14 protein-coding genes are annotated in these 15197 nt (G+C 66.9%); 4 read left to right on the plus strand and 10 right to left on the minus strand.

Annotated elements, in window-relative coordinates:
• Positions 1 to 166 precede the first annotated feature (166 nt).
• The 4 genes from GGR40_RS13860 to rpe all read right to left on the minus strand — a co-directional run bounded on the left by GGR40_RS13860 (position 167) and on the right by rpe (position 5041).
• Positions 167 to 367, minus strand: a complete 201-nt coding sequence (locus GGR40_RS13860; protein WP_429276840.1) for a hypothetical protein — start codon at positions 365 to 367, stop codon at positions 167 to 169.
• Between the two features lie 61 nt (positions 368 to 428).
• Positions 429 to 2021 carry a bifunctional phosphoribosylaminoimidazolecarboxamide formyltransferase/IMP cyclohydrolase gene (gene purH / locus GGR40_RS13865; RefSeq protein ID WP_429276841.1) on the minus strand — a complete coding sequence of 531 codons (1593 nt, stop codon included), beginning with the start codon at positions 2019 to 2021 and terminating at the stop codon, positions 429 to 431.
• A gap of 454 nt (positions 2022 to 2475) precedes the next feature.
• A complete protein-coding gene (locus tag GGR40_RS13870; RefSeq protein ID WP_429276842.1) occupies positions 2476 to 4377 on the minus strand; it encodes a heparinase II/III family protein in 1902 nt (633 codons plus the stop codon).
• 1 nt (position 4378) lies between these two features.
• The gene (gene rpe, locus GGR40_RS13875) at positions 4379 to 5041 is read right to left on the minus strand and encodes a ribulose-phosphate 3-epimerase (RefSeq protein WP_429276843.1); all 663 of its coding nucleotides are present in this window, start codon (positions 5039 to 5041) and stop codon (positions 4379 to 4381) included.
• Between the two features lie 287 nt (positions 5042 to 5328).
• Here rpe and GGR40_RS13880 point away from each other — a divergent pair, with 287 nt between their 5' ends.
• Positions 5329 to 5838 carry a DUF2141 domain-containing protein gene (locus tag GGR40_RS13880; protein WP_429276844.1) on the plus strand — a complete coding sequence of 170 codons (510 nt, stop codon included), beginning with the start codon at positions 5329 to 5331 and terminating at the stop codon, positions 5836 to 5838.
• A 36-nt stretch (positions 5839 to 5874) separates the two neighbouring features.
• On the opposite strand, the gene GGR40_RS13885 is transcribed toward GGR40_RS13880, so the two are convergent.
• The 3 genes from GGR40_RS13885 to GGR40_RS13895 are packed head-to-tail and all read right to left on the minus strand — an operon-like array spanning position 5875 to position 8629.
• Entirely contained in the window at positions 5875 to 6621 is a 747-nt protein-coding gene (locus tag GGR40_RS13885; protein ID WP_429276845.1) for an NTP transferase domain-containing protein, read from the minus strand.
• Positions 6618 to 7523 (minus strand): hypothetical protein, encoded by a 906-nt coding sequence (locus tag GGR40_RS13890; protein ID WP_429276846.1) that lies wholly within the window; start codon positions 7521 to 7523, stop codon positions 6618 to 6620. Before GGR40_RS13890 ends, GGR40_RS13885 begins: the two co-directional genes overlap by 4 nt.
• A gap of 53 nt (positions 7524 to 7576) precedes the next feature.
• Positions 7577 to 8629, minus strand: a complete 1053-nt coding sequence (locus tag GGR40_RS13895) for a diacylglycerol/lipid kinase family protein (protein WP_429276847.1) — start codon at positions 8627 to 8629, stop codon at positions 7577 to 7579.
• Between the two features lie 163 nt (positions 8630 to 8792).
• On the opposite strand from GGR40_RS13895, the gene GGR40_RS13900 reads away from it, so the two are divergent.
• Complete coding sequence (locus GGR40_RS13900) at positions 8793 to 9932, plus strand: CDP-alcohol phosphatidyltransferase family protein (RefSeq protein WP_429276848.1); 1140 nt, start codon at positions 8793 to 8795, stop codon at positions 9930 to 9932.
• Between the two features lie 16 nt (positions 9933 to 9948).
• Here GGR40_RS13900 and GGR40_RS13905 read toward each other — a convergent pair whose 3' ends face one another.
• Positions 9949 to 11103, minus strand: a complete 1155-nt coding sequence (locus GGR40_RS13905; RefSeq protein WP_429276849.1) for a hypothetical protein — start codon at positions 11101 to 11103, stop codon at positions 9949 to 9951.
• Entirely contained in the window at positions 11100 to 11843 is a 744-nt protein-coding gene (locus GGR40_RS13910; RefSeq protein ID WP_429276850.1) for a phosphocholine cytidylyltransferase family protein, read from the minus strand. Before GGR40_RS13910 ends, GGR40_RS13905 begins: the two co-directional genes overlap by 4 nt.
• A gap of 113 nt (positions 11844 to 11956) precedes the next feature.
• Here GGR40_RS13910 and GGR40_RS13915 point away from each other — a divergent pair, with 113 nt between their 5' ends.
• Both GGR40_RS13915 and GGR40_RS13920 read left to right on the plus strand, forming a co-directional pair.
• A complete protein-coding gene (locus tag GGR40_RS13915) occupies positions 11957 to 13309 on the plus strand; it encodes a lipopolysaccharide biosynthesis protein (RefSeq protein WP_429276851.1) in 1353 nt (450 codons plus the stop codon).
• 57 nt (positions 13310 to 13366) lie between these two features.
• Entirely contained in the window at positions 13367 to 14596 is a 1230-nt protein-coding gene (locus GGR40_RS13920; protein ID WP_429276852.1) for a M20 metallopeptidase family protein, read from the plus strand.
• 87 nt (positions 14597 to 14683) lie between these two features.
• Here GGR40_RS13920 and GGR40_RS13925 read toward each other — a convergent pair whose 3' ends face one another.
• A complete protein-coding gene (locus tag GGR40_RS13925) occupies positions 14684 to 15058 on the minus strand; it encodes a hypothetical protein (RefSeq protein WP_429276853.1) in 375 nt (124 codons plus the stop codon).
• Positions 15059 to 15197 lie beyond the last annotated feature (139 nt).

Consider the following 15197-nt stretch of genomic DNA (forward strand, 5'->3'; position numbering starts at 1 on the left):
GAACTGTCTTTCTGGTGGCCGGGATGCCTGCTGCATCACGCGGTCGGGAATGGCGTACGGGCCCTTTGGCCGGAAACGCCTTGCAGTCCAGTGAACAAAAGTATGCGTATGACACTTTAGCGACGAAGCGTTGAACTGGATCGACGAACTGCAGGATCAAGTGCGGTTATTGACGCCAGGCTGCCACAATCACCGAGAACGCCACCAGGATCAGCACGGGCAGGGCCGCGAAAACGAACGGCAGTGCGCTGGCTGCCAGAGCGCTGGCGGGCGACCGCAGTCTGCCCAATCGCAGCAGCACTGCCGCGATGGTCAGGCCGGTGAGAAAGCCGACGACGACGAGGGGGCCGAGCCAGGTAGCCGTCACCCCGTCACTGTCCCCGCGCCCGTCATCGTCGCTGTTCCTTCCGCCGGAATAGGCCAGCCCCTTAGTGCTTGAAGTGGCGCATCCCGGTGAAGACCATGGCGAGGCCGGCCTCATCGGCTGCCGCGATCACTTCGTCGTCGCGGATCGAGCCGCCCGGCTGGATCACTGCGGTCGCCCCGGCCTCGGCGGCGGCGAGCAGGCCGTCGGCAAACGGGAAGAAGGCGTCGGAGGCAACAGCCGAACCGACTGTGCGTGCCTGCGCCCAGCCGAACTTCTCTGCAGCTTCGGCGGCCTTCATCGCAGCGATGCGCGAGGAATCGCGGCGGTTCATCTGTCCGGCACCGATCCCGGCGGTGACGCCGTCCTTCGCATAGACGATCGCGTTCGACTTGACGTGGCGGGCCACGGTCCACGCGAACAGGCAATCGGTGAGTTCCCGGTCGGTGGGCGCGCGCTTCGTCACGACCTTGAGATCGTCGAAGCCGATGGCGCCGTTGTCACGCCCCTGAACCAGCAGGCCGCCGGTGATCGGGCGCACGGTAAGCCCGCCGCGACGCGGATCGGGCAGTTCGCCGGTCAGCAGCAGGCGCAGGTTCTTCTTCTTCGCGAAGAACGCCCGTGCTTCCTCGTCGGCATCGGGTGCGACAACGACTTCGGTGAAGATCTGGCAGATCGCCTCTGCGGTTGCGCCGTCAAGCGTCTGGTTGACCGCAACGATGCCGCCGAATGCCGACACGTCGTCACACGCCAGCGCGCCGTTCCATGCGTCGAGCAGCGAATCGCCCTGGGCGACGCCGCAGGGGTTGGCGTGCTTGACGATGACGACGGCGGGTTTCTGCCCCCTGAACTCGGCAGCGAGTTCGAAAGCGGCGTCGGCGTCGTTGTAGTTGTTGTAGGACAGTTCCTTGCCCTGCACCTGCTCAGCCTGCGCCAGTCCCTTGGTGAAGGGGCCGACCGGCGTGTAGAGCGCGGCCTTCTGGTGCGGGTTCTCACCATAGCGCAGCGTGGTGGACAGGCGGCCATTTACGCTGAGCATCTCGGGGAATTCAAGGCCCTGATCGGCAAAGGCGAACCACTGGCTGATCATCGAATCGTAAGCGGCGGTCTGCGCATAGGCGCGTGCGGCCATCAGTTTGCGGAAGGCGAGCGTGGTGGCGCCGTCGGTCGCTTCCAGTTCGACCAGCAGGCCCTCGTAGTCGCTGGGGTCGGTGACGATGGTGACGAAGGCGTGGTTCTTGGCCGCCGAGCGCACCATGGAGGGGCCGCCGATGTCGATGTTCTCGATGATTTCGTCGCGGCTGGCACCCTTCGCTACGGTCGCCTCGAAGGGGTAGAGGTTGACCACGACAAGGTCGATCGCGCCGATGGCATGTTCGGCCATCGCGGCAGCATGTTCCGGGTTGTCGCGCACGGCCAGCAGGCCGCCGTGGACCATCGGGTGCAGCGTCTTCACGCGGCCATCCATCATTTCGGGGAAGCCGGTGATCTCGGAGATGTCCTTGACCGTCAGCCCCGCATCGCGCAGCGCCTTGGCGGTGCCGCCGGTCGAAACCAGTTCCACGCCCCTGTCGCTGAGGACTTTGCCCAGTTCGGCAAGGCCGGTCTTGTCGGACACGGAGAGCAAGGCGCGGCGGATCTGGACGGAATCGGTCATGAGGCGGGCTTCCCTGGCGAATGTCTCTTCGCGCGCGCCCTTAGGACGCCGGGCGCACGGGGGCAAGGCAGGTCAGCCCATGAAGGATCGTTAACCGCCGATCCGCGGCCGTTTGAGCTACGCCAGCGACGCAGCGCCGGGGCAACCCGAATGATCGCTGCAGAAGGAGGTGATTCATATAGCTGTAAATACCGCAATCCTCATCATCATGGCCTGCCTCGCCTTCACGACCCTTGTTCTCAAGATCGTGGAAATGAGCCGCAATAAATGATGACGGGCGGGGGATGGGCTGGCACCTGTCCCCCAAACGAACCCGCCGCTTCAGAACGGCGAAAGGCGCGCTACTGGCATAGCGCGCCTTTCTGAATTCGGGTGATTCATAGATACAAATACCGCCAAACCAAGTTACTTTGGCCGAGACGAGTTTGCAAGACCGGGATTACGCTCGATCGCTTCAGTTCATCTTCTTGATGATCCACCCGAATGTCCCGCCTCCGCGCGAAACCATGCCCTGGACGACGATCTGCTGCGTCGCCTGCGGACGGCCCTGACCATCGACCCAGAGCGAATCCTCCACCGTCATCTCGCCTTCGTCGGTGGCGCAGCGGAATTGCCAGTAGCTGCCGTCGGGCAGCGAAAGGCCCGCGCCCTTGCCGTCCGCGGTCAGGGTTACGTCCACGTCCGGGCCAAGGTGGAAGCGCACCGCGAAGCCCACCTTGCCACGCTTGCCCTTCTTGCCGGCGGGCAGCAGCAGGTCTTCGCCGCGCAGTTCGCTGCCATCGTCGCGCAGCAGCAGGATGCGCTGGTGCGTCAGCCCGTAGCGGGTCGCATAGCCGTTGTGGCTGGCCTCCAGCCGGGTGGCGTTGGAGCCGTTTTCCTGTGGCAGCGTCTTGCGGTCCACCGCCACTTCGGTGACGCCCGAGCCGATCATGCCGTTGATGAGGACGGCGGTGGAATTAGCATCGTCCAGCGTCAGCGTGGAGTGCGCCGCCGTGGCGCGCAGGCCCTGTTCCAGTCGCACTGGCACCAGCCCCCCGCCGCTGGCCGCGCCGCCGCAGTTGACGACGATGCGGTGGGGCCCATGCGAAAACTCGAACGCCAGCGTGGAAGCGCAGCCGAACCGGGCATGGGCGGGCATCGGCGGTGGTGCAGTGTCGAACTGCAGCACGGACTTATGGGCCGATACGCGCTGGTAGCCCCACTGGCGCACGTCGCGCAAAGGCCGGGCACGCACGCCGCTGGCGTGGACCAGCGCTTCGACGTCCGCTCCGTCCACGGCCCAGCCGCCCTGCCACGAACCCAGACCGCCGTCGCCGTGGGTCAGCGCCAGCAGCGGCGGCACCAGCAGTTCGACCACGCGCTCGATCGCGGGCGGGGCATCGCGCCGGGTAGCCTGATAGCAGTTGCGCAGCCGAACCAGCAGCGCGATCGCCTCCATCTGGGCCAGCGGGCTGCGTGACAGGACGCCGCCATCATCGCCCATCAGTTCGCCCAGCGCCTTGATCAGGCCAGCCTCGCCGTAAAGGCGGCGGGGGCGGCCGTCGGGCAGCAGCAGCCCGGCGGCGACGATGCCCACCCAGCCCGCGATTTCGGCAAGGCCGTCCTCCGCGCTGCCGACATGCCGATCCAGCCAGCGCGCGGTCTCGGCGATGTGGCCCAGCGTGCGCAGGCGCAGCGCCTTTTCGCCTGACAGGATCAGCGGCGCGTGGGCCAGCCAGTTGGCAAGCCGCGCGCCGGTATTGCCCACGCTCCATGCCGGGCCCTTTCCGGGCTTGGCGGGCGGTTTGGGATTGGCCTGCAGCCAGGCGGTGAGGATCCGTTCAGCCACCGGCGCACCCTGTTCGCGGGGCGCGCAGGCTTCGAGATCGGTCAGCCAAGAGAAGGAATGCACCACCTTTTCCAGCGGCGGCGTGACGCGCGCGGCGCCTGCGAAATCGACCTGTGCGATCGGCGTCTTGGCGCCGTGAACCAGAAAATGCCCGGCGCGGATTGCCGTGCCGGCGGCGCGATTGCCGGGCAGGGTGTTGTTGACCGTCGCCAGCAGGCGGGTGCGCGCCTTGCGCCCCATCGGGCCGGAGAGCATCGCCCCCGGCACGCCCAGGCGATAGGCCATGCGGATGAAACGCTCTCCTACGCCCACCGACGGGGCCGAGAAGTCCACCAGCGCCAGCGCCCGGTTCGGTTCCAGCCTGCCGCCCGCAACCGGCGCGTGATCGGCAGGAGAGAACCGCACATCGTCGTTGCTGCTCACCACACCCTCCTGCACGCCCTGCGCCAGAGGAAGCGCGCGGACCGGGTCCGGGTTCCGGGCTGGAGCGCTGCCTGTCGCAGGCGTCAGGCGGGTGTCCGCGCCCACTCTATGCGAGGCCCTTCAGCAGCTTGATGTTGGCGGCGTACTGCGACGGGCCGCCCTTGAACGTCGCGGAGCCTGCCACCAGCACGTCGGCACCGGCAGAGACGCACAGCGGAGCCGTGCGGGCATCGACGCCGCCGTCCACTTCCAGCCGGATGTCGCGGCCCGACTTGTCGATCATCTTGCGCACCGCCTCGATCTTGCGAAGCTGGCTGGAGATGAAGCTCTGGCCGCCGAAGCCGGGGTTAACGCTCATGATCAGGACCAGGTCGATCTCGTCGATCAGGTAGTCCAGCATCTTGGCAGGGGTGGCCGGGTTCAGCGAGATGCCCGCCTTCTTGCCCAGATTGCGGATCGTCTGCACCGTGCGGTGGACGTGCGGCCCCGCTTCGGGGTGGACGGTGATGTAGTCCGCGCCCGCCTCTGCGAAGGCTTCGAGGTAGGCGTCCACCGGAGAGATCATGAGGTGCACGTCGAACGGCTTGGTGCTGTGCGGGCGCAGCGCCTTCACCACGGCGGGGCCGATGGTGATGTTGGGCACGAAGTGGCCGTCCATGACGTCGACATGGACCCAGTCGCAACCGGCCTCGTCGATGGCGCGCACTTCCTCTCCGAGCCGGGCGAAGTCGGCGGACAGGATCGAAGGGGAGATCAGCGGAATTGTCATGGGCAGAAACGAACGCTCCTTTTCCCCGGAATACGCCACCACATCTTGGGGCGACAAGCGTCCGGAGCAGCGTTTTCCACACGCGATCTTGTAGCAAGGGGCATGTCCAACAGTTTCCTGCACGCTGCGGCCAGCCGGTGCTTTCGGGCGGCGGAACAGGAAATTCAGTGCGCGTTCACGGCGTTTCGGGCACTTGGGCATTCATAGCGGGTTTCATGGCGTTCCGGACGCCATGCCCAGCGCCTAACGATGTGCCTGACAATCCGGGCCGACCATACGGAAAAGAGATGACCAAGACGAACCTGCCTTATCGAACCCGTGCTGCCGCCGCGCTGCTGGCGACGGCGGGTCTTGCCCTGTCGATGCCGGCCATGGCCGAGCCCTATCGCAACGAAATCCGCAATGAGCCGGCGCGCTGCCAGTCCGACCGTGGTCCGGCGATCATGGTCACGGTGGACGGCATCAAGGCATCCTCGGGCAAGCTGCGCGTGCAGTCGTACCGGGCAACCTCCGGCGAGTGGCTGGTCAAGGGCAAGTGGCTGTCGCGCATAGAGGTTCCGGCGCGGGCCGGTTCGATGAGCTTCTGCGTACCGGTGCCGTCTTCCGGCACTTATGGCATCGCCGTGCGACACGACGTCAACGGCAATGGTCACACCGACCTGAGCACCGATGGCGGAGCGATGTCGAACAATCCCTCGATCAACATCTTCAACCTGGGCAAGCCGAGCTACACCAAGGTTGGCGTGCCGGTGGGCGACGGGGTGAAATCCATACGGATCCAGATGAAGTACATGTGAGCGGCGGGTTCTAAGTCCAGCCGTCATGCACCGCCGTCATGCACTGGCCAGAATCGCCCGCGCATCGGCAAGGTCCGACGGCTTGTCCACGTCCACAGCGGCAAGCCCGTCGCGCGCGGGCACCAGGCTGGCGGTGACGCCGATCCTGCGGCCCAGCCGCGCGATGGCGGCGCTCAGCGTCAGTCGTCCCAGCGCATAGCCCAGCAGCATTCCGATCCCCAGCCGCGCGGCGATGCGCCAGGGACGCTTGCGGTCGGCCTCCACCATCTTCCACGTATCGATGGCAAGCCGGGCGTTCGGCGTCGCCAGCAGGAACAGGTTGCAGCCCGACCAGTGTCCGTCGGCAAAACGCAGGTACGTGCGGCGGCTGCCGGGCATAGCCGCCTCGATCGCCTCGCGCCGGGCAAGCAGCATGGCGACGTCGCTGGCCTGCGGGGTGTCGTTCAGGAAATCGCGGACCCAGACGCCTTTCAGCAGCGCATGGTCGCTGGTGGTGACCAGCAGCGGCGCGCCCAGCGCCTCCAAACCGATGGCGACGCTCGCGCTGGGGCCGGTGCCGGTGGCCAGCACCTCGCAGCCCAGCTCCAGCGCCAGCGCGCGAACGGCGGCATCGTTGGCGGACACGGCGATGCGCGATATGCCCGCGTCCCGCAATGCCGCGACGACGTGGGCCAGCATCGGTTTGCCCGCAATGTCGACCAGCGACTTGTGCGAGACGCCTTCCGCCTCGGCGACGGGGTCCGGTGCACCGGGGCGCGAACCGGCAAGGATCAGGGCGTTCATGCAGTCTTCTCCCGCTTTTCCCGCCAGACCTGAAACAGCACGGCAGGCGCGGCGAGGATGGGATGGCGCTCACGCCAGGGCGTGATCTTCACCGCCACGCCGGTATGGCGCTCGATCTTCCAGGCGGCATAGCGGGCGGCGCCCTCAAAGGTGGTGGAAGCCTTGATCAGGCGCAGGACGTTGTAGGGCTTGCCCATCCGCCGCCGATGCGCCCACCACGACAGGATCTGCCCGCGTTCGCGCGGGCCCAGTGCGGGGCGGATGCGATTACCCTCCTGCGCAAAGGGCACCGCGGCAGCTTTGAGGGCCAGCGGCAGCAACCCGTCGAAGTGGGCGCGGTTGGCGGCAAGGATCGAATCCTCGCGGCCGGCCTTCTCCACGCGGAACTCGGCGGCGTAAGTGGCCCGGAACAGGGCGCGCCAGTAATCTTCGGGTGTGCCGGCATTCGGGCCAAGCGCCACGGCAAGCCGGGCGGCTGTCTTTGCCGCGCCTGCCACTGCCTGCGCGATCGCGTGGCCCGCCGCATCGTCGCGCTGCCAGGCAAGGCCGCTTGGCTGGACGAAGCGGGCCCAGATGGTGGTGTCCACCCGTTCTCCGGCGGCAGCGGCGCAGAAGGTCTCCAGCGCCATCGTCGCCACCTTGGCGCGCAGGGGAACGCCGCCGAACGTCCACTCGTGATAGCTGACGCGGGGCCAGATACGCTCAATCTGCGCACCGGGCAGCAGCACGTAGAAGTCCAGCACGCCTTCCAGCGAGCCGGTGCGCAGGTTCGATCCGTAGAACAGCACCCCCAGCGCACCCGCCGCCCGAGCCAGCCGTTCGGCGAAAGCGCGCACTTCGGGCACGACTTCGCGCGTCAGGGCGGCGGCAATGCGATCGTCAAGGGTGGAGGCTTCGGTCATCGCCGCTGGCATCGGACAGGCTTGCGTGAATTACAAGCCGCCAAGGTGCACGTTCAGGGAACGACGAAGTTGATCTGCGGGCCTTCGCCCAGCACGTAGCGACCGGCAGGGAACGCTTCGCCATCGAGGATGAACGAGCCGCCGATGTCCATCTCCACCTCGTCCGCACTGACGCGGTGCGCGCCGCGGCGGGCGAACAGCTTGAGGTTGAAGCCGAACATCATGGCAGGCAGCAGCGCCACCAGCCAGCGCACCGGCCAGTCGATCACCGCCAGCTTGAGGCCGGGCGTGGGGTTGCGGCCGAACGGGCGCGCACCCAGCGGGAAGCGTTCGAAGGTGGTAGCGATCGTCAGGTACCGCTCATCCGCGCGGCCCTTGCCCAGATAAGGCAGGTGCTGGCCGGTCCGGCGGTCGACGATGCGGGTGGGGGTGCAGGCGCGCCAGACGTTGCGGGCGCCGCCGAACAGCGTCTGAAGCACGCCCCACAGGATCGTCAGGCCCACCGCGAAGCTGTTGAACAGGCCGCGACGATGCGCCTCCTGCCCGGCTTCGGTGGCGACGGAGAACACGCCGGTGCCAAGGATAAATCCCTGCACGCAGTGATTCGAGCCATCGGCGGGCGAAATGCGCAGCGGAGCGCGGGCCACGGTGCGGCCCTTGTGCGCGGCGTGAAGCGCTTCTGCCAGCGACCACTTGTTGGGCAGGCCCAGATCGACGGCCAGCGCGTTGGTCTTGCCCTTGGGAAGGACGATGACGGTCGGCCAATCGTCGCCGAACAGGTCCGCGCCTGCGGACAGGGCATCGCGCACGGTGCCATCGCCGCCATCGACCACGAGGTAGTCGATCCCGCGACGGGCGAATTCCGTCAGAGTGTCACGCAGTTCTTCCCGCGTACGGGGCGTCTGCGTCAGGATGTTGGAGCAATCCGCCATTTCGGGCGAGACGCCCTTGTTGCGGTGGCTGCGCGGATTGCGGATGATTCCGACCAGGGGCACCGCGCGTCCGCGACGGGCAGGACGAAACGTCCGCGCGCCATCGCTGCGGCCAAGCTCACCGAAGATCGGCAGCGTTTCGAAAGTGTGAATGCTTCCGTGCACGCCGCCCATGTAGGGAGGCTTGCGGAAAAAATCATCCAGAAATATGCTCTGACACAATCGCGTTACAGTTTAATGGCTCTTGTGCCCGGATTGCCACGTATGTGGCAAGATTGGGGCTGGCGAAAATACCCTCGCATTGTTTCTACCGGCCAATGGCCCTAGGTGCCGTGACATGGTTGAGAAAGCAGACGCGCTGTCGGTCGTCACGATCGGCGAAAATCCGGTGAAACTGTGGGGACTTGCGCCGGGTGAGCGGGTAGGCCGGATTGCCCGTGCTGCCGGCTGTGCGCCGGTGGGAACGGTGCCGGATGCGGCGGCCATCCTGTCCAACGCCGCGTTCGCGTGGGATCCCGCGTGGTTCGGCAACATTGCCGGTCGCCCCGGAACGGTGCTGACGCTGGGCGGCGTTCCGGCGCTCGCTCATGCCGCCGACGCCGGGCAGACGGCACGAATCGCGCAGGCCATGGCGGCGGGCGTGCCGCTGGCGGATGCCGCCGGGTTCGACGTCGTCGCCTATGAAGATGGTCCCACCATCGAGAACAAGCAGCTGCGCAAGCGTGAGACGCCGTTCCTGATGGCGCTGACCCCCGCCAGCCTGCGCCCGATCGAGCGCGCCAGCTACTTCGGCGCGTACAAGGGCGTGACCGACATCCTCACCAAGTACCTGTGGCCGGAATGGGCGCTGGTGCTGACCCGGATCTGCGCGAAGCTGGGCGTGACGCCGAACATGGTGACCGTAGTCGGCGCGGTGTTCTGCGTGGCCGCGACGGCGCTGTTCGCCTATGGTCATTACTGGCTGGGCATGGCGCTGGGGCTGTTCTTCATGGTGCTGGACACCGTTGACGGCAAGCTGGCGCGCTGCACGATCACCTCGTCCGCCCTTGGTAACGTGCTCGACCACGGGATGGATCTGGTCCATCCCCCGTTCTGGTGGTGGTTCTGGGCGACAGGGCTGGCATACTGGGGGCTGGCTCTGGATCCGGCCACATTCTGGGCGGTGCAGGCCGCCATCATGATCGGCTATGTGGTCCAGCGCCTGATCGAAGGCGCCTTCATCGCCCTGTTCGACGGCATCCACATTCACGTATGGGAGCGGTTCGACAGCCTGTTCCGTCTGGTCACCGCGCGCCGCAATCCGAACATGGTGATCCTGTTCGGGGCCGTGGTCTTCCAGCGACCCGACATCGGCATCGTCGCTGTGGCGTGGTGGACCGCGCTTTGCTGCCTGGTCCATGCCGTGCGGCTGGTGCAGGCGATGGTGCGCAAGGCTGCGGGAAAGCCCGTGCGGTCCTGGCTAGCCGATCCCGCCTGAACCGCAGCGCGCCGCTTCAGCGCGGGCGGGCGATGTAGTCGAGGATGGCGTCGGCGGCGCGGCGCGGGGCCTGCCCGTCAAGCACGCCCAGCCGTCCCTCGACGAAGCTCTTCTGGAACGATCGCAGCGGCGCCTGCGCGACCGGAGCCTGCGCGATCGCCGGAAGCAGATCGTCCAGACCGGATACGACCTGCCCGCAGTGCCATATCGAAAGGGTGGGATCGTCCTGCCATTCGTGCCCGAACGGGTTCAGGAACAGCGCCGGGCGCGGGGTCTGGAGAAATTCCAGAACCTGGCTGGACGTATCGCCGATGTAGATGTCCGCTGCGGCGGGATAGCTGCCATCGACGGCGGCAAAGCTGTGATAGTCGCACAATACGTCGTCCCGGCCTGCAAGACTGTTGCACAGGTCCGCCACTTCGGGAGCGCGTTCCACCAGCCGCTGGTGCGGCGCGAAGATAAGGTTGTAGCGCCCGCTCTCCACGATGGCGTCGATGACGTCGCGGCCCCACGACCACCACGACGAGCGTTCCTTCTGCCAGTGCGGATTGTAGAGCAGCGTCGGCCTGTCGTTGGCGAATCGGGGCTTGCCGTGCCCGAGATGCCGGAAGCACGACTTCACGTATCCCGTCGTCACGACCCGCGCGGGATCGACGCCGTGCTGGAGAAAACTGGCGCGGTCGGCTTGCGTCGCCACCAGCGTCAGCGAGGGTGCGTGGCGCCGTGCATCGTCGTAGCCGTAGTTGATGGTACCGGCGCCGTGCAGCGTGTTGAAGAACGGCGGCAGGATGCGTTCGCGGCCCAGCACGCGCGGAAGCCACAGGCTGGTCTGCTCGGCGCAGACCACCGCCGAGGCGCGCAGCAGCGCCGGGAGCATCCGCACCAGCATCGGCAGCTTGCCCGGCAGCGCGGGGTTGCTGCCGGTTTCAGGGTCGGCGGTCCATCGCCAGCCCGGCGCGCGGCGGATGCGCACGCGCGTCAGACCGGCCTCCCGCAGCCAGCGTTCGAGAAGGACTTCGTGCGTGCGGGTGGCGACCCACAGATCGATGGGAGGCGCATCGGGCCGGCCTGCCATCTCCTCTGCGATGGGGTAAAGGTGCGGGATCAGCAGCGTCTCTCCCAGGAACAGGAAGGCGACGGGCCTGCCTGACCGGGGTGCCTCTCGGCTCACGCCCCGGTGCCCGGCGCGCCGCTCCGCGCGTGCTGTTCGCGCCAGCTCACGATGTCTTCCGGGCGATCGATTTCCTGCCAGATTCCGGGCGCGCGCTCGACTGCCGAAACCAGCCAGCGCCGCGCCAGCCGGTCGACGATGGCGTGGTGATAGGCGCCTACGCCGTTACGCTCCGCGATGATCTCCTCCATCACCTGCCGGTATTCGGCATGGCCGCCGGTGGCGATGACGCAGCCGAGCGAGCGGTGCGTGGCCGTATTCTCGGGCAGATCCTTGCCCACCGCGCTGATCTGGGCACCGTCCAGCGTGACGAGCATGTCGTCGTAGTCCGCCGCCTCGATGCGCTCCACCACGAGGCCGATCGAGGCGATCGGCGTGGCGAGGGCGCGCGTCAGGATTTCGGCATCGAACAGGGTGTCGCCATTAAGGATGCAGAACGGCGCATCCATCAGGTCGCGCGCCGCCCAGACGCTGCCGATGCTGCTGGCGACAGCCCAAAACGGGTTGAAGCGCGCCTCTGCCAGCAGGGGGGTGGGCTCCGCGAGGGCCGCAGCGACCTGCGCATGGCGATATCCGGTCATCACCGTGACCCGCTTCACCCCGGCTTGGGCAAGGGCATGGAGCTGGTGGTTCAGGATGCTGCGTCCGCCCACTTCCACAAGGCATTTCGGAAGCGTCGAGGTTATCGGCAGCAGGCGTGTGCCCTGGCCGGCGGCCAGCAGGATGGCATGTTCGATCATGACCGGGCCATAGCTGCAACGCGGAACGAGGAAAAGGGTGGTCCCGGCAAAGCACAGTTGCCTTCGGGAAGCATGCTTGCAATTGTCCAAAGCCTCGTCCAAGGCGTTGGAAGATGCCCGCAGATACTGTCTCCTCCCCGCCCGCAACGGCGCTGGGACGAATTTTCCGAAACACTGTCTGGCTTATGAGCGGCAGGGGCTTCGGCGCCATCTGCAGTCTTGTCTACCTTGCCATTCTCACCCGAACGCTGGGCGTAAAGGGCTTCGGCCACTTCTCCCTGATCTTCGGCACTGCGCAGGCGCTCGTCGCCATCGCCGGGTTCCAGACCTGGCGGGTGGTGGTGCGTTACGGTGCGCAGCATATCCTGGACCGGGACTGGGACAAGTTCGGCCGCCTCAGCATGCTGTGCGGCGTGGCGGACGCCGTGGGTGCCGTGCTCGGCTGCGGGATCGCGGCCATCGCCATCTACGGGTTCGCGCATAAGCTGGAGCTGAACCCGGCTTACATCGACGTGGCCTTCTGGTTCTGCTGTGCGCAGCTGTGGGCGCTGGTTTCCGCACCCACCGGCATCATGCGCGCGCTCGATCGCTTCGACGTGAGCGTCTATGTCGAAGCCATCGTGCCGCTGGGGCGTTTGCTGGCGGCGCTGGCGATCTGGGCCATCCACCCCACGGTCGGCAATTTCCTTGCCGCATGGGCGATCATCGACCTGATCGAAGCCGCGCTCTACTGGATCGTGGCGCGGCGGTACTGCCCGCAGAGCATCCGCCTGTCGCACCTGGGGCAATGGCGTCAGGCGATCCGGGAAAACGATTCGATCCGCTATTTCTTCTGGGTCACTTACGCCAGCTCGACGATAGAGGCGCTGACGCGCAACGGTCCGCTGCTGGTGGTGGGCGCGTTCATCTCCACCAAGGCGGCGGGCCTGTACCGACTGGCGTCGCAGATTTCACAGGCGCTGTCCAAGCTGTCCTCGATGCTCACGCGGTCGGTCTATGCCGAAGTGTCACGCGCGCGCGTGGCATCCGATGCCGCCGAGTTCCGCAGGCTGGTGTCCCAGACCAGCCGCATCGCCGGACTGGCGGGCGTGGTCGTCCTGACGCTTGCCGTGATCGCCGGCGAACACATTCTGGTGCTGATCGGCGGCGACGCGTTCGAAGGCGGCGCGGCGATCCTGGTGCCGCTTACGCTGGCGTCGTGCTTCGATCTGGCCAGCGTGGCATTCGAGCCGGTGCTGCATTCCACCGGACGCGCGCGCCATGCGCTGTTCGCGCGCGGAATCGCGCTGGTCGGGCTGGGGGTCGCTCTGGTGATCCTCGTACCCATGGGAACCAGCGGTGCGGCATGGGCGGTCACGATCGGCGGCGCCATATCCTATGTCGCGATGGGCATTCTCGCGTGGTTCGCGCTGCGCGGGATGCACAAGGATGGCCCCGCGCCGCTGACAGAATCCGACGTGATCTGACACCCGGTTCGACCGCCCCGCTCTCGACAGCGGGTTGCGGGCGGGTATCATGCCGTCATGACCCTTGTTGCCCAAGCCGCCGCCCTGTCCGAAAGCATCGTGGCGCTGCGCCGCGCCATTCACGCCGACCCGGAAGTCGGGCTCCATACGCCCAGAACGCGTGACAAGATCCGCGCCGCGCTGGATCACCTGCCGCTGGAGTGGGAGGAAGGTCCATCGACCACCGGCCTTGTCGGCACGCTGAAGGGCGGGGCAGGAGCAGGCCGCACGGTGCTGCTGCGCGGCGACATGGACGCGCTGCCGATGCCTGAGGAAACCGGGCTGGACTTCGCCTCCACCGTGCCCGGCGTGATGCACGCCTGCGGCCACGATACCCATGTGGCCATGCTGGCGGGCGCGGCGCAGCTGCTGGCGGCACAGGCAGACAGTCTGGCAGGCGAGGTCCGCTTCATGTTCCAGCCGGGAGAGGAGGGCTATCACGGCGCCCGCTTCATGCTGGAGGACGGGCTGCTGGGTGGCGACGGGTTCGACCGTCCGCTGCCGGACGCGGCATTCGCGCTTCACATCATGCCCAATGCGCCGCACGGCGTGGTGGGCGGGCGCGCCGGGCCGCTGATGGCGGCGGCGGACATGCTGCGCATCACCGTGACCGGGCGGGGCGGCCATGCCTCCATGCCGCATGACACGATGGACCCGGTGCCTATCGCCTGCGAGATCGTCGGCGCGATCCAGACCATGGTGGCACGCCGGTTCAGCGTTTTCGATCCGGTGGTGGTGACCATATCGAAGATCGAGGCGGGCACCGCGCACAACGTCATCTCCGATACTGCTGTGCTGACCGGCACGATGCGCACCCTTTCCGCCGCCAACCGCGCGCGGCTGAAGGCGGAGCTTCCGGTGCTGGCCGCCGGCATCGCCGCAGCGCACGGCCTGTCGGCGGATGTGGAGATCGTCGAAGGCTTCCCCGTCACGGTCTGCGATGCGAATGCGGTAGACTTCGGGGAAACCGTGGCCCGCGATCTGTTGGGCCAAGGCGCGTTCCTGCGGCTGGCGGACCCGATCATGGGCGCAGAAGACTTCGCCTACGTGCTGGAAAAGGTGCCCGGCGCGATGTTCTTCCTGGGCGTCAGCCCCGAAGGTTCGGAATGGAAACAGTGCTGCGGCATCCACTCGACGAAGATGATGGTCGACGAGACCGTCCTGCCCAGCGGTGCCGCCTTCCTGGCCGGGCTGGCGACGCGCTATCTGGCAGAGGGCTTCGCATCGGGTTCCGATCAGCCAGGCTGATCCGCCCACGGGACCATGAACAGGAAGGGAGGCTTTCGCCCCCCTTCCGTCCGCCGTTCGTCAACGGCGGGTATCGCGACACGATCGTCAGGGCGTAGTGCCACCGGACGTCGAGCCGCCAGATGATGTTCCGGAACCCGTACCGGTTCCTGTTCCCGTTCCGGTGCCGGTGCCGGTGCCCATGTCGCTGCCGGTTCCCATGCTCCCGCTGGTGCCGGGGGTGCCGGTTCCCGTGCCGGTGCTTCCCGTGCTGCCCGAACCCGACGGGTCGGTCTGGCCGGGTCGCTGCTGGGTGCCGCGATTGCGGTCATGCTTGGAGCCACGTCGTTCCTGCGTGGTGGTCGAACTCGACGAGCCGCTGCCGGTCGTCGTCTGATCGGAACCCGTACCCGTACCTGTGCCCGGATTCGATCCTGTACCTTGTGTCGACGTGCCGCCGGTGCCGGTCGTAGTTTGAGCCATGACGCCCAAGGGCATTGCGCAAGTCGCCAGAGTAACCGCTAAAGCGAGTTTCTTCACATCCAACTCCTCTGAATATTTTGCATCAGATGGAGGACAAGCGTCGCCGCGACGTCACTGGTTTCCGAACCTTGCGGTCGGT

Source organism: Novosphingobium gossypii, from assembly GCF_050433305.1.
Lineage (GTDB): Bacteria > Pseudomonadota > Alphaproteobacteria > Sphingomonadales > Sphingomonadaceae > Novosphingobium > Novosphingobium gossypii.